Source organism: Tessaracoccus bendigoensis DSM 12906, assembly GCF_900141915.1.
Classification (GTDB): Bacteria; Actinomycetota; Actinomycetes; order Propionibacteriales; family Propionibacteriaceae; genus Arachnia; species Arachnia bendigoensis.
The window spans coordinates 12,460-36,005 of sequence record NZ_FQZG01000031.1; the positions used below are offsets into that span (position 1 = coordinate 12,460).

21 protein-coding genes are annotated in these 23,546 nt (G+C 66.0%); 16 read left to right on the plus strand and 5 right to left on the minus strand.

Annotation, left to right across the window (positions count from 1 at the left end; translation table 11 throughout):
* Positions 1-16: 16 nt before the first annotated feature.
* A complete protein-coding gene (locus BUC15_RS09560) occupies positions 17-2,107 on the plus strand; it encodes an ATP-binding protein (protein WP_175558288.1) in 2,091 nt (696 codons plus the stop codon).
* On the opposite strand, the gene BUC15_RS09565 is transcribed toward BUC15_RS09560, so the two are convergent.
* The 3 genes from BUC15_RS09565 to BUC15_RS09575 form a co-directional block, all read right to left on the minus strand.
* Positions 2,094-3,188 carry a class I SAM-dependent methyltransferase gene (locus BUC15_RS09565; RefSeq protein ID WP_073187542.1) on the minus strand — a complete coding sequence of 365 codons (1,095 nt, stop codon included), beginning with the start codon at positions 3,186-3,188 and terminating at the stop codon, positions 2,094-2,096. The two genes, BUC15_RS09560 and BUC15_RS09565, sit on opposite strands and share 14 nt — an antisense overlap.
* A gap of 114 nt (positions 3,189-3,302) precedes the next feature.
* Entirely contained in the window at positions 3,303-6,617 is a 3,315-nt protein-coding gene (locus BUC15_RS09570) for an alpha-N-acetylglucosaminidase TIM-barrel domain-containing protein (RefSeq protein WP_073187544.1), read from the minus strand.
* A 114-nt stretch (positions 6,618-6,731) separates the two neighbouring features.
* Positions 6,732-7,076: a metallopeptidase family protein gene (locus tag BUC15_RS09575; protein ID WP_073187546.1), complete on the minus strand. Its 345-nt coding sequence runs from the start codon at positions 7,074-7,076 to the stop codon at positions 6,732-6,734.
* Positions 7,077-7,281: 205 nt separating this feature from the next.
* On the opposite strand from BUC15_RS09575, the gene rpsP reads away from it, so the two are divergent.
* The 14 genes from rpsP (at position 7,282) to dprA (ending at position 18,395) form a co-directional block, all read left to right on the plus strand.
* Positions 7,282-7,734 (plus strand): 30S ribosomal protein S16, encoded by a 453-nt coding sequence (rpsP, locus tag BUC15_RS09580; RefSeq protein WP_073187548.1) that lies wholly within the window; start codon positions 7,282-7,284, stop codon positions 7,732-7,734.
* A gap of 2 nt (positions 7,735-7,736) precedes the next feature.
* Positions 7,737-7,985, plus strand: a complete 249-nt coding sequence (locus tag BUC15_RS09585; protein WP_073187550.1) for an RNA-binding protein — start codon at positions 7,737-7,739, stop codon at positions 7,983-7,985.
* Between the two features lie 79 nt (positions 7,986-8,064).
* Complete coding sequence (gene rimM, locus BUC15_RS09590) at positions 8,065-8,586, plus strand: ribosome maturation factor RimM (protein WP_073187552.1); 522 nt, start codon at positions 8,065-8,067, stop codon at positions 8,584-8,586.
* Positions 8,583-9,290 carry a tRNA (guanosine(37)-N1)-methyltransferase TrmD gene (gene trmD / locus BUC15_RS09595; RefSeq protein WP_073187554.1) on the plus strand — a complete coding sequence of 236 codons (708 nt, stop codon included), beginning with the start codon at positions 8,583-8,585 and terminating at the stop codon, positions 9,288-9,290. The genes rimM and trmD overlap by 4 nt, the downstream gene beginning before the upstream one ends.
* 125 nt (positions 9,291-9,415) lie before the next feature.
* A complete protein-coding gene (locus tag BUC15_RS09600; protein WP_073187601.1) occupies positions 9,416-10,093 on the plus strand; it encodes a succinate dehydrogenase/fumarate reductase transmembrane subunit in 678 nt (225 codons plus the stop codon).
* A complete protein-coding gene (locus BUC15_RS09605) occupies positions 10,090-12,102 on the plus strand; it encodes a fumarate reductase/succinate dehydrogenase flavoprotein subunit (protein ID WP_073187556.1) in 2,013 nt (670 codons plus the stop codon). The genes BUC15_RS09600 and BUC15_RS09605 overlap by 4 nt, the downstream gene beginning before the upstream one ends.
* Positions 12,099-12,848, plus strand: a complete 750-nt coding sequence (locus BUC15_RS09610) for a succinate dehydrogenase/fumarate reductase iron-sulfur subunit (protein ID WP_073187558.1) — start codon at positions 12,099-12,101, stop codon at positions 12,846-12,848. Before BUC15_RS09605 ends, BUC15_RS09610 begins: the two co-directional genes overlap by 4 nt.
* 214 nt (positions 12,849-13,062) lie before the next feature.
* A complete protein-coding gene (gene rplS, locus BUC15_RS09615) occupies positions 13,063-13,413 on the plus strand; it encodes a 50S ribosomal protein L19 (protein ID WP_073187560.1) in 351 nt (116 codons plus the stop codon).
* A 123-nt stretch (positions 13,414-13,536) separates the two neighbouring features.
* Positions 13,537-14,316: a signal peptidase I gene (gene lepB / locus BUC15_RS09620; protein ID WP_245787940.1), complete on the plus strand. Its 780-nt coding sequence runs from the start codon at positions 13,537-13,539 to the stop codon at positions 14,314-14,316.
* A complete protein-coding gene (locus tag BUC15_RS09625; RefSeq protein ID WP_073187562.1) occupies positions 14,316-14,987 on the plus strand; it encodes a ribonuclease HII in 672 nt (223 codons plus the stop codon). The genes lepB and BUC15_RS09625 overlap by 1 nt, the downstream gene beginning before the upstream one ends.
* Positions 14,984-15,304, plus strand: coding sequence for a DUF2469 domain-containing protein (locus BUC15_RS09630; protein WP_073187564.1), 321 nt, complete (start codon positions 14,984-14,986; stop codon positions 15,302-15,304). The genes BUC15_RS09625 and BUC15_RS09630 overlap by 4 nt, the downstream gene beginning before the upstream one ends.
* A 78-nt stretch (positions 15,305-15,382) precedes the next feature.
* Positions 15,383-15,754 carry a YraN family protein gene (locus BUC15_RS09635; protein ID WP_073187617.1) on the plus strand — a complete coding sequence of 124 codons (372 nt, stop codon included), beginning with the start codon at positions 15,383-15,385 and terminating at the stop codon, positions 15,752-15,754.
* Positions 15,715-17,283, plus strand: a complete 1,569-nt coding sequence (locus tag BUC15_RS09640) for a YifB family Mg chelatase-like AAA ATPase (protein WP_073187567.1) — start codon at positions 15,715-15,717, stop codon at positions 17,281-17,283. Before BUC15_RS09635 ends, BUC15_RS09640 begins: the two co-directional genes overlap by 40 nt.
* A complete protein-coding gene (dprA, locus tag BUC15_RS09645) occupies positions 17,283-18,395 on the plus strand; it encodes a DNA-processing protein DprA (protein ID WP_073187570.1) in 1,113 nt (370 codons plus the stop codon). The genes BUC15_RS09640 and dprA overlap by 1 nt, the downstream gene beginning before the upstream one ends.
* Before the next feature lie 43 nt (positions 18,396-18,438).
* On the opposite strand, the gene BUC15_RS09650 is transcribed toward dprA, so the two are convergent.
* Positions 18,439-19,107 carry a hypothetical protein gene (locus BUC15_RS09650; RefSeq protein WP_073187572.1) on the minus strand — a complete coding sequence of 223 codons (669 nt, stop codon included), beginning with the start codon at positions 19,105-19,107 and terminating at the stop codon, positions 18,439-18,441.
* 400 nt (positions 19,108-19,507) lie between these two features.
* Between BUC15_RS09650 and BUC15_RS09655 the strand changes: the two genes are divergently transcribed.
* Positions 19,508-20,167, plus strand: coding sequence for an HAD family hydrolase (locus BUC15_RS09655; protein ID WP_073187575.1), 660 nt, complete (start codon positions 19,508-19,510; stop codon positions 20,165-20,167).
* Here BUC15_RS09655 and BUC15_RS09660 read toward each other — a convergent pair.
* The gene (locus BUC15_RS09660) at positions 20,148-23,519 is read right to left on the minus strand and encodes a PPi-type phosphoenolpyruvate carboxykinase family protein (protein WP_073187577.1); all 3,372 of its coding nucleotides are present in this window, start codon (positions 23,517-23,519) and stop codon (positions 20,148-20,150) included. The two genes, BUC15_RS09655 and BUC15_RS09660, sit on opposite strands and share 20 nt — an antisense overlap.
* Positions 23,520-23,546 lie beyond the last annotated feature (27 nt).

Here is a 23,546-nt window from a genome sequence, read left to right on the forward strand (position 1 = left end):
AGCAAGGCATCGGGTCGTGACCGTGGTCGGCGTCGGAGGAGTCGGTAAGACGTCGCTGGCCCTGGCACTACAGCGGGGCGGAGGTTGGGTGGCAGAGCTTGCCGCCGTCGACCAGGGAGATGCCGTGGTGCACCGCGTCGCCGAGGCCACAGGCGTCCACCTCCGGCGGGACCGGTCACCGATCGAGGCGCTAGGGGAGGCGCTCGCGGATTCCACTGGGCAATTGGTGCTCGACAACTGTGAGCACCTCGTCGAAGCCGCAGCTCAGGTCGCCTCGGTCGTCCTACGCCAATGCCCACGCATCAACGTATTGGCGACGTCCCGGGTGCCGCTGCGGATCGCGGGTGAGGCGGTCTTCGAATTGAAGCCGCTTGCGCCTCCGAGCCTCGATGACCGGGAAATCGCAACTGTGGGGCATTCACCTGCCGTGCAGTTGTTCGTGGAACGCGTCCGGGCCCGTGAACCTGGATTCATGATTACGGCTGACAACTGCACCGCGGTCGCCGAGGTGTGCCGACGCCTTGACGGTGTGCCGCTGAGTGTCGAGTTGGCGGCCACCCGGATGCATGCGGTGTCTCCGGAGGCCCTGGCCGAGAGGCTGCAGTGGCGGTTCCGGGTGCTGAGTGGCGGGAGGGCAACAGACCCTCGGCACCGCAGCCTGCACGCGGTGGTCGACTGGTCCTATGCTCTGCTCGAACCTGAGGTGCAGGTGCTATTCGAGGCACTTTCCGTCTTCCCCGGGGCGTTCGACCTGACGGCCGCGGAACAGCTGATCGCCGAGCTGGGCGGTTCGCTGCCCGATGTCGTGGCAGGCGTGGCCGAACTGGTGGACTCATCCATGCTCACGTCAGAGCGTAACGGGTACCGGTTGTTGGAGACGCTCCGGGACTTTGGGCGGGAGCGTCTCGGACATGGCGGCGCCCGTGACGCGGTGTCGGGGGCACATGCCCGCCTCGTAGCGTCCCGTCTCGGCGGACTCGCGCGACACCTTTGGGGAAGCGGCCACCAGAGCGCGGCAAGGCTCGTGACCGGGTCGCTGGACGATGTTCGACAGGCCGTCGATTGGGCCCGTCACCATGACCTGGAGTTGGCGGGTGAGCTGTTGGCAGGTTGCCTGCCATGTCTCGAGCTGACCATGAGCACGGAGATCACTGGGTGGGCACGTGACCTCATCAGGGACGCCGAGTTGACCGGAGAATCCGCTCAGGTGCCGAGAGCCGCGCAACTGGTGGCGGCGTGCGGTGCGAGATTCGACGGCGACCTGCCTGCCGCGCACCGCTGGGCCGAGGTGGTCGTGGCGGGTGGGGCGACTGCGGCGGTGGAGGTGCACGCCGAGATGATCCTGGCCGAGGTCGCGATGTTCCAGGGGAACATGGAAAGTGCGCGACGATACTGCCAAGCCATGCGCACGGCCGCGGCCAAGGCAGGCATGCACGGTGCCGCTCTGCTTGCGGAGGGTTGCCTCCTCCTCGTGGAGGAATATGCAAATCCGAGGCGCGACAGCCTCGAGCTGGCCCGTGCTGCATCGGCTCTGGCCGACGAGGCAGGGGCCGCCAACGAAGACGTGGTCGAGTTCTGGGCTCGTTACATGACGGGCGAATGCCTCCTGGATGAGGATCCGGCCCGAGCGGCTGCCCTGCTTGACGAAGCCATCGAAGGAGGACGAAGCACGGGCGATCGCTATCTGGAGGGTGTCTCTATGGTCTCGCGGGCGTCGATCGAGGCGCGGGTCGGCGATCCCCGCCGTGCCGCGGCGATGTTCAAGGCGGCCTCGGTGCACTGGCAGGAGGCCGGGAACTGGACCCACCAGTGGGTCTCGCTGCGGAGCGTGTGCGAGCTCCTGGCACGGGCCGGAGCGGTGGTCGCCGCGGCCCGGCTGTTGGGCGCCGTCGTGGCCGCAGACGGTCACACTGGAACCGGTGTTCAGGGCGAGGATGCGGTGCGCCTAGGACTGGTCAAACAGGAACTCGTCGACCGTCTGGGGGCGGTGGAGGTCGCGCGCCTGATGGCGCTGGGCGCGGTGATGGACCGTGACACTGTCGTCAGGGCTGCGGTGGAGGCCTTAACGGCGGTCTCGGAAGGTTCGGAGGGCTTCAGCGGGGGATGAGCTCGTAGAACCTGAAGAAGCTGAAGTCCTCGATGGGAAGGACTCGGGGCTCACCGAAGCCGGCCCGGTCGGCATATCGGGTGAGGGTGGAAGGCCGCAGCACGGTTCCGGTGCCGGCCGACGGCGTGTCCGACGACATGCCGTCGGGCAGACACACGAAAAGCGAAGCAGCGTACATGAACCGGTCGAGTTCGTTCGCCGGGCCGTCGAATTCGTAGCTGACGGCCTCATCCATCACGACCAGCCGACCGCCCGGGGCAAGCGACTCGCGGATGGCGGAGAGGACGGAGACGGGGTCCGACATGTCGTGTAGGCACTCGAACGCGAAGGCCAGGTCGAACGGTCCGTGGGCAGGCGCCGTGGTGCCGTCGGCGGTCACGAAGGTGGTCTGGTCGGTGACCGCGAGCGCCGCCGCATTGGCTTTGGCCATGACGACAGATTCGGCGTCGGGGTCGATCCCGACAAACGTCGCCCCTGGGTAAGCGCGAGCCAGAGCGATCGTCGACCAGCCGCCGCCGCAGCCGACGTCCAGCACTCGCGCGCCAGGTCGCCCAAGTGGTCGGTGGAGATCTGCGACGCGGGCAAGGGCAGGGGCCAACCGGGTGTCGAACCACGGTCGGTTGAGGGCTGACTGGGATTCGCGTGCGTCGGCGCCGAGCCGTGCCCAACTCACCCCGCCACCGTGGCGGTACGCATCAAGGAGTTCGGGCAGGTGGCGGAAGGAGGCGGCGAACATCCGTGGCAAGGCCCCAAGGTAGGCCAGGCTGGTGTGATTCAGCAGTACCTCGGCCGGGCCGGCGGGCAGGGTGAATGTCACCGGCGCCGATGCTGTGTCGGCTTCGAGGATGCCGTAGGCGGATTGCATCTCGAGCCATTCGCGGGCGTAGCGGGCGTTCGTGCCGGTGCGACGGGCCAACTGGTCTGCGGTGGACGCCGGATGTGCAGCCAGATCGGCGTACCAGCCGAGCCGATCGCCCAAGTAGGCGCTCATCAGTTCTGCTGTGGCCAGGGCCGAGGAGAAGAACCGTTCGAGGAAGGCTTCGGCGGTTGGGGCGGTCAAGGATTGGGTGGATGTGCTCATGCAGCATGTTCAGCCCGGGGCCTCTCACACCGCTCTCACGCCCTTCTCGGGCCGGGTGGCGAGCCCGACCTGCGGTCCGCTGGGACAGCGGCAGCGGACCGCGGGCGTCATGCTTCAGCTGAACATCACCAGGTTGTTGAACACGAAGGTGCGCTGGGTTCGGAACCGGCCGTCGCTCCCGAGGCTCACCACGTCCGCCTCGGCGTAGCTGCGGCAGCCGTTGCGGCCGGTCGCGGCGGTGTCGCACTCGGTGTACCACCGGCGGCCGTCTTCGGCCTTCCAAGCGCCCGGGCGGCCAAGTGGGTTGGTTGCCCACTGCGTACGCTTCATCAAGGGCAGGTACGTCAGGTTGTTGAACGCCCACCCCTGCCTGACGACATAGCTCCCTGAGCGGTCCTTCACGATCGTGGTGGCCCAGATGTCGGTGCGGCAGCGGGTCGTCTGCGAGTAGGGCTGGCAGGTGGTCGTCCACAACCGTCCGCCCACCTGGTGCACCCCAGGCAGCGTGTAGGGCGCCGACGGCTGCCAACCACCGGTCGTCGGTGTGGGCGTGGGTGTCGGCGTGTGCGTCGCGGTCGGAGTGGGCGTGGGTGTCGCGGTCGGGGTCGGTGTGGGTGTCGCGGTTGGCGTCGGTGTCTCGGCGGGCGTGGGCGTGGGCGTCGGGGTGGGTGTCGGCCCGACCTCTGGGCAGACGACCTTCGCGTCTGCCCAGTCGGCACGGTCCCACCAGTTGGCCGAAGCACCAGGATTCCGCGGATCCGACTCGGCCGGATCGACCTCCAGCATCAGGTCTTTCACGCCGCTGACATCAACCGCGACGTCGACCGGGGTCAGCTGGTACAGGATCGGCGACTCGTAGAGCACGACGCCGTCGCCCCACACCCGGAAGATCACCGACGGCAGCTTGCCCGCAGCCGACATGGTGTCGTCGATCCCGACGGTGGCGGTGAACGTCGAGCACCGGTCGTCCAGAGCGAACGAAACGGAACCGGGGGTCTGCATCCCGAGGCCCTTGGCGTAGGTGACGCCGTCGATCCTGATCGGTTCAGGGGTGGCGGAGGAGCCGTCGCCCACCTCGGTGTCGCGTCGCGTGGGGAAAAGGCCGACGAACTCGTCCAGGAATGGAAGGTCGCTCAGGAAATGCTCACCAGCGCCGGGTGACGGTGGTCTGACGACCTCGTATGCCTGTGCGACGCGCGCGGGTACCTTCGCGGCGACCGTGCTCGAAAGGCCGCTTGGCGTGGAGGCGATCCCCACCCGGCCTTCGGAGGCCAGCCAGGGCTGGGCATCGTCGTACCAGTTGAAGCTCTGTGAGGGGGCACCCTCCAGTTGCGCCAACCTCGCTGAAAGGAACTTCTCCCAACGCGGCTTGTAGAACGACCCGACCAGGCCCTGAATCTCTCGGCCCGCGTAGTTCCCCAGACCGTTGTTGTAACCGTCCCGGTGCCCCCATACGGTCAGCAGGGTGCGTTCCGAGCGCTCCAGGGCCGCCTTCTCCTGTGGCGTTGCGCCGAGGGCCGAGGCGTCGTCGAGCAGCGGGCCGAGCAGAGAACCCGACTGGGTCCCTGCAAGCTCGTCAAGCAAGTCAAGGTTTGCGAGGAACTGTGTCATGTAGCCCTCGAACCGCACCGCATCGCCCGAGTCGAATGCGGCGCGCAGCTTCGGAAGGAGAACCCGCCCGGTGTTGGAGAGCGCCTGGCGTGAAACGTCCATCACGTCGTACTGGTAGGCGGCGTTCGATCCCAACTCGTCGGCGGCGCTGAGCAGCGGTTCGACGGCGGTGGCGAACTCGGCCATGTCGTAGGCCGGGGAGGTGGGGGACCACGCCGATGAGGTATTGGCCGTCAGTGACGGGTCGGCCGCGTAGACGCTGTCGTGTGCCTCGGCGAAGCCGGGATTGTCGGGGAGCGTGTAGGCCGTCGCCCCGATCGTCTGCCACGCCTCGATCACTGCGTCGTTCCGGACGCCGTAGCGCCGCACGGTCCAGTCGGCCCACCACTGATCAAGGTCGACCGGCCCGTCCTCCCAGGCCAGGCCGGCGAAGAAGTCCAGGGCCGCCCCGTTGTTGTTGCCGCCTTCCGGCATCGCGGCGATGCCGTCGACCTTCGAGCCATCCTTGTCGCGCCACTGGAAGAAGCGTTCATTCCAGGTCGTCATCTCGGAACCCATGGTGGTGTCGCCGCCGTAGTTCCAGATCGTCCCGAACGCGTAGGGCACGCTGGACCAGTCGACCTCGCGGTTCCGGTCGGCGGAGGTGCGGTCGGAGAGGCCGTCCACGATGAAGGTGGTGGCCGGGTCCGCCGCGGCCGCGACATCGGCTGGCGGATTCTCCTGCCAGCCAAGCAGGACCCAGACCGCTCCAGGGTTCGCATTCTGCAGCGCCGCCTCGATCGCTCTGGTGGCGTTGGGGACGTTGACGTTGCCGCGCACCCCGCCCTCGTGCAGCACATCCATCTTGTACCGGTCGCTGGCCCCCAGCCGTGCGGCGCTCGCCTCATAGAATGCCTCGGCGACGCTCGGGAAAATGGGGGAGTTGGGATCGAGCCAGTCGGAACGGGTGAACCCGACCCAGCCTCCCTGGGCGACGACGTTGTTGCCAGGATGTCGAGTGCCGAATCCGACTGGCACGGTGCCGAAGTATCCCGGAAGGACCGGGTTCATGTTCAGCTCGCGCATCCGGTCGGCGATCTGGCGCCCCAGCGCCGCCCTCGCCTCGATCGTGGCCTCGCTGATGCCTGCGGGGAAACCCGACATGTTCTGCAACAGCCACCACGGTTGATGCGACGGTGTCGGCGTCCATGCGGTCAACTCGGCCTTGGAATAGCCGAACTGTTGGAGCACATCGAAGTAGACGGCCTCGGTGCCCACCGGCATGAACACCTCGTTGAAGCCCAGCGCCGCCAACTCGTCGATGAGTTGCTCCCAGTCCGCGAAGTCGCGGTACGGGTTGGTGTAGCCGTCCTCGGTGTCGTTGCCGTAGAAGCGGTGCGTCACCTCGGCCTCATCCGAGATGAGTTGTTGAGGGAGTGGGAAATCCGCCGTGGGGTCAACATTTCGGACGGTGTAGGAGAGCGACTGCCCGACCGATCCGAGGTACGCGTTGAGGCCCTTGGCCGCAGTGGCCGCAGTCGTCGCGGTGATCAGCACGTGCTCGTTCCGGGAGGCCACCTCGAATCGGTCGATGCCGTCGGTGGCGGGGCGGATCGCCACATCGAAGCGCCCGGCCGCGGTCGTCATGATCCGATCAACGGCCGCCTCAGCGGCGGCTTCGGCAGCGGCGACGTCGAAGGGTGCGGTCACAGGGGTCTGCCAGTCGGCGACCGGTGCGATGCCCGTGTCCGCCTTGGCGGTCGGCATCAGGTTCAGGAACGTGGCGGTGAGCGCGAGGACGGTGAAACCGACCAGCAGGCGTCTCGGGTTGGGGTGCATTCGGGCGAACCTCCGTTGGCGTCTCGTGCTGGCAGTCAACCACCCACGTCGGACAACCGGCACGGGCCTTGGCCGATTCACTCACGAGTTTTGCTTGGCGCCCCTGGCGGTCGGTCAGCCCCACCCGAGGGAATGCAGTTGCTCCTCATCGATGCCGTGGTAGTGCCCGAGTTCATGCACCAGCGTGATCCAGATCTCGTCGTAGAGCTCTTCCTCATCGGCGCACATCCGGGTCAGCGGACCTTGGAACAGCACGATCCGATCGGGTAACTGGCCGAACCCGTACTCGTCGCGGTCGGTCAGTGCGGTGCCGTCGTAGACGCCGAGCATGTCCGTTCCGTCCTCGGGCTCGTCTTCGATCACGAAGATCAGGTTGTCGAGACCGGCCAGGAGTTGCTCAGGCAACTGATCCAGCGCCTCCTCGACGAGGAGTTCGAACGCATCGGCTGTAATGTCCATCGCGGCCAGCCTACCGGTGTGTCGTCGGACTGTTTGGGGTCTGGGGGGCTCTCTGGCACAATGTCAGATGCACCTTCTTCGTCTGTGCCCTCTCACGCGGGCGGAGAGGCCCCTAGGTTTGCGCCGAGTGTGCCCCACACGCAACGCGCGTCCGTCCAACTCGTCTGCCCAGCAGACACCTTGAGTAACAGGAGAAACCACACTCGTGGCAACCAAGATTCGTCTGAAGCGTCTCGGCAAGATTCGCTCGCCCCACTACCGCATCATCGTCATCGACTCGCGCGCCAAGCGCGACGGTCAGGCCATCGAAGAGATCGGCCTGTACCACCCGAAGAACGATCCCAGCGTCATTCGCGTCGACTCTGAGCGCGCCCAGTACTGGCTCTCAGTCGGTGCGCAGCCGACCGAGGCCGTCGTGGCGATCCTCAAGCGCTCCGGCGACTGGCAGAAGTTCACCGGTGACACCACCGCCTCCGGTATCGACCCGCAGCCTGAGCCCCGCGACCGCGAGGCAGCTTTCGCCGCAGCCTTGGCCGAGGATGCGGGCGCGACCGCCCCGGCCATCTCCAAGGCCAAGAAGAAGGCCGACGAGGACGCTGCCAAGAAGGCCGCCGAGGCTGTGGCCCCGGCCGCCGAGGCACCTGCCGAAGAGGCCTGAGCGTGCTGGCAGACGCGCTGGAGCACCTCGTGGCCGGTATCGTCTCAAACCCCGATGACGTGACCGTCAAGGAGAAGGACCTGCGTCGCGGGCGCCTTCTTGAGGTGCGCGTACACCCCGACGACGTCGGGAAGGTGATCGGGCGCCAAGGGCGTACCGCGCAGGCGCTGCGTACCGTGATCGGGGCGCTGGCAGGTAAGGAAAGTGTCCGGGTCGACTTCGTGGACGTCGATCGCCCCGGCCGCCGCTGAGCCGAACGAATCGCCGGTTGAGGAGCCGTGAGCCCTCAACCGGCGATTTTTCATTGCACGAAGCAACAGAAGGTAACCGATGGGTGAAATGGTCGAGGTGACGGTCGGCAGGATCGGGCGCGGGCACGGCATCAAGGGTGAGGTGATGATCGAGCTGCGCACGGACGAGCCGGCCAGGCGGTTCCAGCCTGGTGTGAAGCTCGCGCTGGGAACCGGTCTGCGCTCCGTCGAGATCGCGACCACTCGATGGCACCGGGGCCGACTGGTCGTCACGCTGGTCGGCTACCCCGACCGCACCGCCGTCGATGCCCTGACAGGAGAATGGCTCAGCCTCCGGGTTCCGGCCGACGAGCTTCCGAGTGAGCCCGAGGAGTACTTCGATCGGCAACTGGTCGGGCTCGGGGTACTCGATCATGCCGGGGGTCGGGTCGGCACGGTGGCCGAGGTGCTGCACATGCCGGCCCAGGATCTCCTGCGCGTCGACGTGGGCGGTGACGATCGGCTGATCCCGTTTGTCTCCGCGCTCGTGCCTCGGGTCGATCTTGGCGCTGGAGTCATCCAACTGGCCGATGTTCCCGGCCTGCTGGAGGACGAAGAATGAGGCTTGAATTCGTCACGATCTTTCCGGACTACTTCGCGCCTCTCCAGTTGAGCCTCGTGGGGAAGGCGATCGCGGGGGGCACCGTCGAACTGGCCGTCCACGACCTGCGGGCCTGGACCCACGACAGGCATCACACCACCGATGACACCCCTTACGGTGGGGGAGCAGGCATGGTGATGAAGCCAGAACCCTGGGGGGAGGCGCTGGACGCGCTGGAGGAGTCGTCTGTGCTCCCCATCACGGTGGTGGTGCCGACGCCTGCTGGACGGCCATTCACCCAGTCACTGGCCTATGAACTCGCGGGTAAGGAACGGTTGGTTTTCGCCTGTGGTCGCTACGAGGGGATCGATCAACGGGTCATCGACCACTGCAGGCAACGCTACGAGGTGGTCGAGGTGAGCCTCGGCGACTACGTCCTCAACGGGGGAGAGGTCGCCGCGCTTGCGATCACCGAGGCGGTCGTCCGGCTCCTCCCCGGCGTGCTGGGCAATCCCGATTCGCTGCTTGAGGAATCGCACTCCTCTGGCAATGAGCAGTTGCTCGAGTACCCGAACTACACGAAGCCCCCGGTGTGGCGTGGGCGTGAGGTGCCGGAGGTGCTGCTCAGCGGCAATCACGGCTTGATCGCCAAGTGGCGCAGGGAGCGCGCGTTGGAACGAACGAGGAGTACCCGGCCCGACCTGTTGGACGGCGATTTTTCGTAAGTAACGCCGCGCGTAAATCGCCCAGTCAACACGCTGTTGAGCTAATCTGCCCCCTGCGCAAATTCGGGGCTTTCGTTGGCTAGAGTGAGCGCGTGGCAACAACACTCACCATTCATCAGCGAGCGTTGCGATCAACGGTCGTCAAGAAGGTCATCATGGCGGTGACCGGCTTGATCATGATCGCCTTCCTGCTCTTCCACATGTACGGCAACCTGAAAATGTTCGTTGGTTTCGAGGCCTTCGATCATTACGCGCACTGGCTCAAGGGTGCGACCGAAGACGGCGGCATGCTGTACCCGATCATCATGCAGGGCCAGTTCATCTGGATCTTCAGATTCGTGATGGTGCTCGCGGTACTGCTGCACATCTGGTCGGCGTACACGCTGTCGCGCCAGAGCATCGCCGTGCGCGGGCCGAAGTATGTCAACGACAAGCGCCAGGCACAGACCTACTCGGCGCGCACCATGCGCTGGGGCGGTGTGATCGTCCTCGCCTTCCTGATCTTCCACCTGATCCAGTTCACGATCGTGCCCGGGTCTTTCGGTGGGAACGGCGCAGAACCGCACACCATGGTGCTCGTAGGCTTCCAGCAGTGGTGGATGGTCGCGCTCTACGCCGTCTGCATGGTGCTCGTCTGCATGCACATCCGGCACGGCTTCTGGAGCGCGTTCACCACGCTCGGAGCCAACACCAGCCCCAACGCCCGTAAGTGGCTCAACTTCCTGGCGATCGTCGTGGCCGTTGCTCTGTTCGTGGGCTTCATGATCATGCCGGTTGCCGTCCTGTTTGGAGTTATCTCGTGACCGACACCATCAGCACCCCCGTGGCCAACCAGTTCTGGAGTGTTGGCGCGGACATCGAAGACACCAAGGCGCCAAAGGGCGTCGACATCGACAAGGTTTGGAAGACCCGGCAGTTCCAGGCACGCCTGGTCAACCCGGCCAACCGCCGCAAGCTGAGCGTCATCATCGTCGGCACCGGCCTCGCCGGTGGCGCTGCAGCCGCGACGCTCGGCGAGGCAGGCTACAACGTCCTCAACTTCTGTTACCAGGACAGCCCCCGCCGGGCCCACTCGATCGCGGCCCAGGGCGGCATCAACGCGGCCAAGAACTACCGCAACGACAACGACTCGACGCACCGGCTGTTCTACGACACCGTCAAGGGCGGCGACTACCGGGCCCGGGAAACCAACGTCTACCGCCTTGCCGAGGTATCGGCCAACATCATCGACCAGTGCGTCGCCCAGGGTGTCCCCTTCGCCCGTGAATACGGCGGCCTGCTCGACACCCGCTCGTTCGGTGGCGTGCAGGTGCAGCGCACCTTCTACGCGCGTGGCCAGACCGGTCAGCAGCTGCTGATCGGCGCCTACCAGCAGTTGGAGCGCCAGGTCGCAGCCGGCACCGTCAAGATGTACACCCGCCACGAGATGGTCGAGTTGATCGTCGTCGACGGCCGGGCCCGCGGCATCGTGACCCGGAACATGGTCAACGGAAAGGTCGAGACCTGGACGGCCGACGCCGTCGTGCTAGCCACCGGCGGCTACGGCAACGTGTTCTTCCTATCGACCAACGCGATGGGCTGCAACGTCACCGCCACCTGGCGTGCGCACCGCAAGGGCGCCTACTTTGGCAACCCCTGCTACACGCAGATCCACCCGACCTGCATTCCTGTGCACGGCGAGACCCAGTCGAAGCTGACGCTGATGTCCGAGTCGCTGCGCAACGATGGCCGCATCTGGGTGCCGAAGAAGGCTGAAGACTGCGCCAAGGACCCCCGCCAGATCCCCGAGGAGGCGCGCGACTACTACCTGGAGCGCATCTACCCGGCCTTCGGTAACCTGGTTCCCCGTGACATCGCGTCGCGTCAGGCGAAGAACATGTGCGATGAGGGTCGCGGTGTCGGCCCGGCGGTCGCAGAGGTCGGTTCCGATGGTGTGGAGCGTCAGGTGCGCCGCGGCGTGTACCTCGACTTCTCCGATGCGATCAACCGCCTCGGCCAGAAGGCCGTCGAGAACAAGTACGGCAACCTGTTCGACATGTACGCCCAGATCACCGGCGAGAATCCGTATGAGACGCCGATGCGCATCTACCCCGCGGTGCACTACACGATGGGCGGCCTCTGGGTCGACTATGACCTGCAGTCCAGCATCCCGGGCATGTACGTTACCGGTGAGGCGAACTTCTCGGATCACGGGGCCAACCGGCTCGGCGCCTCGGCCCTGATGCAGGGCCTGGCTGACGGCTACTTCGTGCTCCCGAACACCATCAACGACTACCTCGCTGATGCACCTTTCGAGAAGGTGGCCGACAATCACCCGGCCGTGGTCGAGGCCCGCGCCACAGCGCAGGCACGCATCGACAAGCTGCTCTCGATCCAGGGCACCCGCTCGGTCGACTCGTACCACAAGGAACTCGGCCACATCATGTGGGAGTACTGCGGAATGGAGCGCACCGAGGCTGGGCTGAAGAAGGCCATTGGCCTCATCCAGGAACTCCGCAAGGACTACTGGAGCAACGTTCGCGTCACCGGCAAGAACGAGGACTTCAACCAGGCCCTCGAACGTGCCGGGCGAGTCGCCGACTTCATGGAGCTCGGTGAACTGATGTGTGTCGACGCCCTGCACCGCCGTGAATCCTGCGGTGGCCATTTCCGTGCCGAGTCCCAGACGCCCGAGGGGGAGGCACTGCGTCACGACGATGAGTTCCTCTATGTCGCGGCCTGGGAGTGGGGCGGCGAGGGGAGCAAGCCGGTCCTGCACCGCGAACCCCTCAACTACAAGGCAATCGAACTCAAGCAACGGAGTTACAAGTGAAGCTCAAGCTACGTATCTGGCGTCAGACCGGCCCTGACGCCGCCGGCCGGATGGTCGAGTACGACCTGGACGGTGTGTCGGAGGACATGTCGTTCTTGGAGATGCTTGACCTCCTCAACGAGAACCTCACCGAGCGCAACGAGGAACCGGTCGCGTTCGATCACGACTGTCGAGAGGGCATCTGCGGCATGTGTGGCGTTGTCATCAATGGCATCGCACACGGTGGTTCGGCCACGACCACCTGCCAGCTGCACATGCGCTCGTTCTCGGACGGGGCGACGATCGACATCGAACCCTGGCACGCCGGTGCGTTCCCTGTGATCAAGGATCTCGCGGTTGACCGCGGGGCCCTTGACCGGATCATCGCCGCTGGCGGCTTCATCTCGAGCAACACGGGCTCGGCTCCGGACGCCCATGCCACCCCAGCGCCTAAGCGCGAGGCGGACAAGGCATTCGACAACGCCACGTGCATCGGATGCGGTGCGTGCGTCGCCGCATGCCCGAACAGTTCCGCCATGCTGTTCACGGCCGCCAAGATCACACACCTCGCGATGCTCCCGCAGGGCCAGCCCGAGCGCTACCGTCGCGTCAAGTCGATGGTCGCGCAGCACGACGAGGAAGGCTTCGGCAACTGCACCAACATCGGTGAATGCGCCGCGGTCTGCCCGAAGGGTATCCCGCTTGAGTCCATCGCCCAGTTGAACCGTGACATGATCGCGTCGCTGTTCAAGGGTGACGGCAAGTAGGCCACACGCAAGGAGGAGGGGCGGTGCTTCGGCACCGCCCCTCCTTTGTTGCCGCTGGATTTCCTGCGACGGGTGGACTCTGCCATAATTGGAGGTCGTTGCCCGCACTTGGGTGACCCCGTCGCGAGCGGCTCCTGCCACAGGGGGATTGTCCGTTGATCGATGGGCCAGAACAACCCGCGGTGGCCTGTGGCACTGACGGAAGGGTTAAACCGTGACCAACAAACTGATCCAGGAACTGGACAAGGCGTCGCTGCGCGACGACATCCCGGAGTTCCGCGCCGGTGACAGCGTCCGTGTCCACGTACGCGTCATCGAAGGCAACCGGTCCCGCGTCCAGGTGTTCGCAGGCGTCGTCATCGCCCGCAACGCCGGCGGTATCCAGGAAGCATTCACCGTCCGCAAGGTGAGCTTCGGCGTCGGCGTCGAGCGCACCTACCCCCTGCATTCCCCGATCATCGAGAAGATCGAGGTGGAGCGTCGTGGCGACGTGCGTCGCGCCAAGCTCTACTACCTGCGTGGGCTTCGGGGCAAGGCCGCCAAGATCAAGGAAAAGCGCGTCTGAATCGCGCCAACGCTTCATTGACCGCCGGGTCGACTTCCGAGTCGCCCGGCGGTTCCTCTTCTTGGGGCGTTGTGGCGCGCGGCGGTATGCTCAGCAGAGTCGAATCAACCCGAAGGAATGCCCGTGGAATCCGCCGCACCCGATCAGCCCGTCGAGGCGACATCCGAGGGAAGGCCGGGGCTTGGTAGACGAGCGCTCGGCTGGCTGACCGAGGGTGTGCTGATCGTGGTCGGTGCTGTTGTGATCGCCACGCTGCTCCGCACGTTCGTCGGTCAGATGTTCGTCATCCCTTCTGGGTCGATGCAGAACACGCTCCAGATTCAGGACAGGGTTCTGGTGGCCAAGTTCGGAGGGTTCCAGCGTGGTGATGTCGTGGTGTTCGAAGACCCTGGGAGTTGGCTGATACCTTCCCCGCCGGTGACGAACAAGGTCCAGATCGCGCTTGAGTTCATCGGGGTGCTCCCCAACTCGGGTACCGAGCACCTGATCAAGCGGGTCATCGGGATGCCCGGGGACCACGTCCGGGTAGCCGACGACGGCAGGATCGAGGTCAACGGGGTCGAGCTCGACGAGTCGTCCTATCTCTACTCCGAGGGTGGGGTGACGGTGGCTCCCGCGAACGTGCCGTTCGACATCGTCGTGCCCAAGGACCGGATCTTCGTGATGGGCGATCACCGCAATGAGTCGAACGACTCGCGCTGCCGACTCGCCAACGTCTCAGCCTCACCGGGGGCCAGCGCCTTCGTGCCCGTCGAGAAGGTCGTCGGTGCTGCCGTGGCCATCGTTTCGCCCCTCGACAGGCTCGCCACATTCAACGTTCCCGAGACTTTCGAGGCCGTTCCCGACCCGACTGAGCCGGCCCCGGATGAGCCCGACCTAATCCACGTGGAGCCTGGCTGCTGATGATTCGCCCGGGCCGAGGTGCCTACGGTTATGAAAGGGCTCTGGCGAGGGCAGGGCTTGGCCCGGTCGCCGGGGCCGATGAGGCGGGCCGCGGAGCGTGCGCAGGGCCGCTGGTCGCGGCGGCGACCATCCTCGATCCGGCCAGACCGATTCAGGGGCTCGACGACTCGAAGGCACTGAGCGCGGTCGCGAGAGAACGACTGTACGAACAGATCCAGAGGCGGGCCGTCGCCGTGGCCGTGGCGATCGTCGGGCCGGAGGAGTGCGATGCACTGGGCATGCACCAGGCAGATCTGCACGGTCTCCGGCGCGCGGTCGGCAGGCTTGAGGTCGCCGCCGGATTCGTGATCACCGACGGCTTTCCCGTGGACGGCCTCGGCGCCCCTGGGCTGGCGATGTGGAAGGGCGACAAGGTCGCAGCGTGTGTCTCTGCCGCATCGATCGTCGCCAAGGTCACCAGGGACCAGATCATGACACGCTACGACGAGACCTACCCGGAATACGGTTTCGCCGTCCACAAGGGATACTGCACCGCTGCCCACCAACAGGCACTGGAGGCAGCGGGCCCGAGCCGCATCCATCGTTGGTGCTTCGACAACGTCGCCAGGCTGGCGCCCGGCGGGCGGGACTCGCTGACCGTCTTGCGGGGGGATAGAGTTGGGGAACCATGAGTGCCGATGACCTTGAACAGTATGAGAGCAAGCTCGAGCTCGACCTGTACCGCGAGTACAAGGACGTGGTCGGCATCTTCACCTACGCCGTGGAAACGGAGCGTCGCTTCTACCTCTGCAACGCTGTCGACCTCAAGGTCCGCACCGAGGGCGGTGACGTCTACTACGAGGTGTCCATGGGCGATGCCTGGGTATGGGACATGTATCGCCCTGCCCGGTTCGTGAAGTCGGCCAAGGTGCTGACGTTCCGTGACGTCTCCATCGAGGAGATCGTGCATTCAGACCTTGAGGTGCCAGATTCCGACGCCCGAAACTGACATCCGGGGCGAACTGCCCTGTGGATTGATGCAATAGGCCGTCTCCACCCGCGGATCATTTGGGTGGAGGTGGAGTTGATGGTCAATTCGAATCAGCGCTTCGGACGGCGTGGCGAGGACAAGGCGGCACAGTTCCTGGAGTCCCTCGGCTGGGTGATCCTGGCGCGGAACTGGACCTGCAGTGAGGGCGAGGTCGACATCGTGGCGCACGACCCGGATGCGGATGCGCTCGTGGTCGTGGAGGTTAAGACAAGGTCTGGTATCGGCTACGGGTCGCCGTTGGAGACGATCACGTTCGCCAAGGTGCTGCGGCTCAGGCAGCTGGCGGCGATCTATGCCCGCCTGAAGGGCGGCCGCACGAGGCTGCTACGGGTGGACGCGATCGGTATCGTGTGGCCGCCGGGCGGCCAATGCGAACTGGTCCACGCCCGCGGAATCGAGGAACTGTGAGGGCCTCGGCCTGGTCGGTGGCGCTCACCGGGATCGAAGGCGTTGTCGTCGAGGTCGAAGCGGCCAAGGGTGGTGGGCTGCCCCGGACGCAACTGGTCGGGCTGCCTGACAAGTCGCTGAGCGAGGCAAAGGACCGGGTGAAGGCTGCCGTGAGGGCCTTCGACCTGCCCTGGCCTCCGCAACTGATCACCATCAACCTGTCGCCAGCCAACCTGCCGAAGGCAGGCTCCCACTATGACGTCGCCATTGCGGTGGCCGCCATCGCGGCAGAGGGCGGGATCAGGCCCGGCCTGCTGGGGAAGACGGTGCTGTTCGGTGAATTGAGCCTCGACGGCCGCATCCGCAATGTCCGCGGCGTGTTGCCAGCCATGCTCGCCGCAGCCAGGGCCGGATTCGAGTGTGCCATCGTCCCGAGCGCGCAAACCGATGAGGCCGAACTGGTGCCAGGGCTGACCGTGTGGGGTGCCGGGCGGATCGACGAGGTGGTCTCGATCCTGGCGGGCGTCCCCGTCGCGCAGCCGACCGAATCGGCCGCGAGTTCGTCGCTACCACCGGTCGAGGCCACCGCCTACGTGCCCGACCTGGCCGAGGTGGTCGGGCACGAGACGGGGAGATTCGCACTGGAAGTCGCCGCGGCTGGGCGCCACCACCTCTTCCTGCACGGGCCACCCGGAGTGGGAAAGACGATGTTGGCGTCCCGTCTGCCCACGTTGCTACCTGCGCTCACGAACGAAGAGTCGCTTGAGGTGTCGGCGATCCATTCGCTGGCGGGTCACCAACTCTCGGGGCTGATCAGCCGTCCCCCGTATGCCGATCCTCACCATTCGGTGACCCCGGTGGCCTTGCTCGGTGGTGGATCGGGAGAGTTGAAGCCTGGCGCGATCTCTCTGGCCCACCGCGGGGTGCTCTTCCTCGACGAGTGCCCGGACTTCGGCCCGAAACTGGATGCGTTGCGTACCCCGTTGGAGAACGGGACGATCACTATCAGCCGGGCGCGGGCGAGCGCCCTGTTTCCGGCCCGGTTCCAGTTGGTACTGGCTGCAAATCCGTGTCCATGCGGGATGTTCGGCGTGGCAGGTGCCGACTGCCGTTGCGACAGCGTCAAGGTGCGCCGGTACCGCGAACGCATCAGCGGGCCCATCCTGGACCGGATCGACATCCGTCACCAGATGCTCGGCGCGAACCGCGTCCTGATGGATGTGGCAGGCACGCCACCCGAGTCGAGCGCTGTGGTCGCGGCCAGGGTGGCGGAGGCGCGGCAACGGCAACGTCACCGGCTCGCGGATACTCCGTGGGCGACCAACGGGGAGGTAGCCGGTCCCTATCTCAGGAAAGGTCTGCCGTTGCCCAATGATCTCTCGATCCTGAACGGGGCCTTGGAACGTGGCGCGCTGAGCCTCAGAGGGGTCGACAAGGTTCTTCGTGTTGCCTGGACGCTGGCAGACCTCTCGGGGCACGACCGGGTCGGTCCTCTCGAGTTGAGGGTCGCGTTGCGGCTGCGGCAGGGCGACCAGCCTCAGGCGGCGTGATGTTGGGCGAACGGGAGGCGCGGATGGCGCTGGCGGGGCTTGAGTCGTTGGGGGCGATCGGGTTTGCGAAGGCGTTGGCGGAGTTCGGCCCGGTTGACCTGTGGGATGGATTCGTCGGTCAAGCGGAGACGACTACCTGGGGCCGGAAGGCGGCGGCGCTCGATCTGGACGGGCTGCGGCGTGCGACAGATGCGTGTGGGGCGAGGTTCCTCATTCCCGGTGACGCTGAGTGGCCTGTGGGCCTGAGTGACCTCGACCGGGTGCAGGTCGCGCAGCAGGGCGGCCAGCCGGTCGGCCTTTGGGCGATAGGGGAGCAGCTCAATCAGCTGGATACTGCCGTCGCGGTGGTCGGTGCCAGGGCGGCGAGCGGCTATGGCGAGCAGGTAGCCCTGACGCTGGCGGCTGATCTGGCTGCGGCCGGGCACGTGGTGGTGTCTGGGATGGCGTTCGGGATCGACGGGGCGGCCCATCGGGGCGCCTTGGGCGTCGGAGGCCGGTCGGTGGCGGTGGTGGCGTGCGGTGTGGATGAGCCCTATCCATCTGCGCATCGGCAGCTTGCGGCCGCGCTGGCCGAGACCGGCAGCATCGTCTCCGAGTTGCCGCCCGGGCTACGGCCGACGAGGTATGCGTTCCTGGCCCGCAACAGGATCATCGCGGCTCTCTCATCCGCGGTTGTGGTGGTGGAGGCCGCGTTGCGGTCGGGGGCGAAGAACACCGCCTCTTGGGCGAGTGCGCTGGGTCGACCGTTGTTTGCGGTGCCAGGGCCGGTGACCTCCTCGCTGTCCGCTACACCGCACCGACTGATCCGTGATGGTGAGGCGATCTTGTGTGCCGGTGCCGCCGATGTCGAGTCTGTGCTCGCCCCTCTTGGCAGCTTGCCCGAGGCGGAGTCGAGGGGGGAGCAGCGTCCTGTAGATCGGCTTTCGCCTGGCTTGTTCGAGATACGGGAGGCGGTGCTGCCGGGGGAGGAGGTCGTCTTTTCGCAGTTGTGTGCGCGGACTGGTCAGCCGGTGCTGGAGGCGTTGGCCAATGCGGCGGAGTTGGTGGAGTTGGGCTGGTTGGAGGAGTTGGCGGACGGCCGTTTCCGGTTACCCCGGCGCCCGGCGGGTTGAGTATGAGCTGCCGAGGGGCCCGCTTGGGCCCCTCGGCCGTGGCTCAGTTGCCGGAGCTGGGGAGCCCAGGCCTGTTCGGGCGTGTGGGTTTCGTGGTCGGCGTGCTGGAAGCCGTCGGTGAGACGCTCGCGGTGGCGGTGGGTGTCATCGTCGGGGTGGCCGATGGGGTGGCGGTGGCCGATGGGGTGGCGGTGGCCGTCGGGGTAGGTGACGGAGTTTCGGTGGGCGTCTCGGGGGTGAACGGATCGGTCAGCGGGGGATGGGTGCTCTCCTCGCCCTGGGTCCAGTCATCCTGGAGCACCCACGCAAGCACATCGCCGCCGAACAGGGGCAACGAGGTCGCGCCCAACTGTGCGAAGTCCCAGAGCAGGCCTTCGTCATCATCCGGGCCGGCGTAGGTCCAGATCGACCACCACTCGGGATCGATGGCCTCGCGGTTGTCGACGCTGCTCACCCAGCCGCCTTCTTCGACGAAGTCGATGCCCGCACTCTCCATGGCGTCGATGGCGTATTCGAACTCGGTCGCGCAACCGCCGGTGACCACGTCGTCGTGCTCTACGTGGACCCAGACGTATCCGGCGTCGACGCAGTCGGTGGCGTTGTCCGGGACGTCTGCCTTGGCGCTGAGGGGTGTGAAGGCGAGCAGGAGAGCGGCCGCCACGGGGGCGGCGATGGCCGCGGACCTGGCGGCGGTCTTTCTGGATAGGAGCATGGCTTTCGGCACTGACCTTTCGATTGGTTGCTCCTGGGGAACGGCCAATCCGTGCCCCAGGTGGTTCACATTCCCGAACGCGGGAGACCGGTACGGTTGGGGTTTAGGCGGATGCCGATGGCGATGGTTCCCTCGGTCACGATCGCTGCCACAAGCGGGGTGATCGCGCTGATGCATCGGTGCATTGGGAGCCTTTACGTTTCTGACTGATCCGCGCATCCTTGGGCATCCGCTGGCGCGACGGAAGATGATCTTCTGCTGTGCGAGCGATGGTCCGACTCCCCGAATCCGGGATCACGGTTGCGCGACAGTTCCGGGATCCAACCGGATTCAGCCGCTCGACATCGTCACCTTATCGCAGGGCTAGGCTGTGGAGCCAAACCGACGAAGGGAACGCTGAATGCCTGCCATTGTGTTCGACCTGGACGGGACGCTCGTCGACACCGAGTCGCAATGGGATGTCGTGCGGCGTGCACTCGCCCGCGAGGCCGGGATCCCCTGGCCCGAGGGCGCGACGCAGGCCATGATGGGGATGAGCACTCCCGAATGGGGCGCCTATCTCGCCGAGGTGGTCGGCTTCCCCTACGGGCCCGAGGAATCCGCGAGGCGCACCATCGCGGGCATGGTCGAGCACTACCGTGAAGGGGTCGCGCTGCTGCCCGGAGCGCTGGACGCCGTGCACCGGATGGCCGAGCGCTACCCCTTGGCGATCGCCAGTTCCTCGCCGCGGCTGCTCATCGACACGTTCCTCGATGTGATGGGTCTGACAGACGTCATCCGCGTCAGCGTCTCCACCGAGGAAGTCGAGCGCGGTAAGCCGGCCCCCGACGGCTTCCTACGTGCCTGTGATCTGTTGGGGGTTGCCCCAACTGCCGCGGTCGCCGTCGAGGATTCGACCAACGGCATCGCCTCGGCGCTGGCCGCCGGCATGGCGGTGGTGGTCGTGCCTCCGCACTTCCACCCACCGTCTGCCGAGGTGCTCAGCCTGACCACCGTCATCGACTCGCTCGACGACCTCACTCATGAACTGGTGGACGGAATCACTCCAGCCGCCACGTGACCTGTCGGCCGATGGTCCCGATCAGTGAGTCGGTCGCCTCAGCACCCGTTGACGAGTCAAGGCTGGCCTGCAGCGTCGTGATGCGCGCTTCGATGCCGAGGCGTTCGGCGGTTTCACCATTGCCGTCCTCGGTCAGGAACCGTGTCATCGCCGCGATCCCGCGGCTAGCGTGCGCGGCGTTGGCCGACGCCTGCTCAGCGAGGCGTTGCGAGTACCAGTCGGAGGCCAACACCTGCTCGCGATCGAACATGGCCCGGAACGCCGGATCCTGCAGTCCGAGCCCCTCGGCGGATTGGCCGTTGGCCATGATCTCGAGGAGGGCCTTGATGGGCGGGACGGCCAGCGAGATGGTGCCGTCCTCGATGTAGGACTTTGCGACATGCTGATGAGTGGTCACGATGGTGCGGACCGACTCGGCGTAGGCGTCGGCGTCCTGCAGTTCGGGGCGCAGCATGTTCTCGGAGAACACGACGTGGGGATGCATGAAGATGCGGCCGAAGTACTTCGACTGGAACTTCGCCGTCATCCGGTAACCCAGGCGGCTGGCCTCGATCGTCTCACCGTCGATCTCGAAGTCCTCCACCCGCTCAAGGGCACCCTCCGCGATCAGGTGGGCCGCGTCGCGCTCCTGCGGGGTCATCCTGCTGAACACTTCGGGAACCAGCAGCGAGATGTCGTGGTCGACGCGAACGTTGGGGCCGATCACTCCCGCCGACGACAGCCAGCCGTCGTAGCCGGTAAGCGTGAAGTCGAGGAAGGCCGCGTTCAGGTCGATGATCGAAGGGAGCGCGTTGAACGGGCCCTTCGTCATGGCTCCCTCGGAGCCGGCGCCTGTCGTGGAAGGGGACTTGCCGGTCATTGAGGAGATGAACTCCATGAACAACTCGGGGCGTTCCATGAAGTGCAGCGGCGCGTAGCAGCAGAGCGGGGGAACCCCGTCCTCGGCGGCGTTGTTGCGCCGACCTGCCGCCACCACGTCGACGGGGAGCCTGAGCGGGGCTTCCATCGGGAGCCTGCGGTGCATCCGTGAGACCATCTCGGCGATAGCGGTCTCGCGCGGCCGGGAGATGTCGGGGCGAACCTGCAGGTAGCGCGGGTTCTTGGAACGCTTCCCGTTGATCAGCCGCGGGTCGGCCGATGACACGAAGTACTCGGCGCTGTCGCGGCTGCCGTCCGCAACGCCCCGGATGAGCGACTGCATGGGCTCGGTGAACCGGGAGAAATTGACGGCGTCGTCGACCATCGTCTTGGCGGCGCTCCTGGTCAGCGGCTCGAAGTTGCTGATGAAGGCGCCGGCGGCGATGTCGATCTCGGTTTGCTTGTCGTAGCCGCGGTGGATCGCATCGTCTGGGCGCTGGAACAGGAGTTGTTCGCAGTTGGTGACGTATTTCCGAGAGAGCCCGTCAGTGCGTCCGGCCACCTCGCCCGGCACGATGATGCTGGCCGTGATGTCGTCTTCGGTCTGCACCTTGGTTGCCGGATGGAAGTCGTGGCGGAGCCCGAACAGGCGCCAGGAGCCGTCGACGGCGAAGCCGACGCGCAGCATGTTGACTGTGATCTTGTCACCGTCGAGGCGCAGCGCGTGCCCGGCGCGACCGTTGATCCGTCCCACCGAGAAGTGTGAGGCCCAGTCACTGCCCCATTCGGGGTGGTAGAAGCGCTTGACCACGAACACGAGTTCCTTGATGTGGTGCGGGATTGCCTCGACCCAGGCGTTGTACTCGTCGGTGTAGTCCCTGCTCGGGGTGAGCAGCTTGATGACGGAGCCGACGCTGCGCTCGTCGGAGAGCAGCGCCCGATGGTCGCCGCAGGCCGGGTCCACGAAGCGGGTCGAGAAGTCGTGGTTGATGATCGCGGCGACCTGCTCCATGTCCTGGGTGAAGTCGTTGACGTAGGCGTTGCCGTTGACGAAGGCGTCCGTGATCGATTTTGAGATCTCCGACTTGCCGCCGCCTGAGACGGTCGCGGGCTTGTGGGCCGACGTCGCGACGGGGGATGTGCCCAGCAGGGTCCATTGGTCGCCGTCCGCGGCGAGGTGGGTCAACTCCACGATGTAGCCGTCCGGGCCGACATATTGCGTGTTGGCGCGTAGTTGGATGCTTCCTGGGACGCCGTCGAGAGTCCAGGAGACGGTGCTGTCTCGAAGTGAGTAGGAGGAGTGCTCCGGAACCAGCACGATGTGCGGCTGTTCCAGGTCGACGGCGTGCCCTTCGGGGCGGCGGACAAAGCGCTCGGGGTTGCGGGCGATCACGTCGGCGATGCGGTAGCTGTCGTCGGCGTAGGTGTCGGTGAAGGTCTGGCCCAGGTTGTAGCGGGGGAAGGCTATCGCGCCGCCGGCGTGTTCCTCTTCGACCATGCCGAGCAGGTTGGCCGCGTAACTGATCTGCGCCTTGACCTCCTTCTTGCAGTAGCCGAAGTAGTTGTCGGCGATGACGGTGACGATCACCCCGCGCTCATCGCGGGCACAGGCCTTGAATGCCGAGCCGCCGTTGTAGCGTTCGTCCTCTGACGTCCAGCACATGCCGTCGCGGCGCTGCCGCTCAGTGGCATCGTCCCAATGGGGGAGGCCCAGCTCCTTCTTCGTCAGCTTCGTCAGGTGTGGCGCCAGCACCACAAGCCCGGTGTGGCCGGTCCAGCTCTCGGGGTTGAGGGAAGAGTCGTTGTCCGGGAGGTACGGGTCGCCGCCGTTGCCGAAGATGCCCTCGACGAAATCGAGATTTGCCATCAGGGTAGCGGGGGCAAGGAACCTGGTCTCCATCCGGCGCTCGGATGTGTATCCGGGTACCTCGGGGACGACGATCGGGCGCAGCAGCAGAGAGACCCAGCACTTCGGCTGGTCGGGCTGCTCGGAGGTGTAGGGCAGCACCAGGGCGTCGTCCGGCGCGTCGAAGGCGTGTTCCAGCAGCCGACCGAACACGTCGCGCGGGACGGCGAGCTTGTCGTCCTGCACAGGCAGGCCGCCCTCGGCGATGTGGAAGACGCCCTTGGTGGTGCGGCGATCGTTGGCGGGATTGTGCAGGATGCCGTTGACGAGGCGGTAACTGGTCAACTGCTCCGAGGCGAAGGTGTCCGATCCCACCGGCAGCGACATCGCCCGTGCCAGCCCCGGCTGGTCGAGAACGAGGGTCTGGCGGGGCAGCCTCGGTGCGGTGTCGGTCCCCGTGAGGTAGTCGTCGAGGAACGACTGGATCCGGGAATCGACGGCCGGGAGCCGGTTCTGGAGACGACGGTTGAACTCGCGCTGACGGGCCAGGACCGGTCGAACAAGGTCGACGGCCGGGCTGTCAGGGAGCGGTATCCCGAGAAGTCCGAGTCGAAGGTTGATAGCTGCAGTTTCCGCGAAAGAAGCCATGCAACCCAATCTACGCAATCCGAAAAG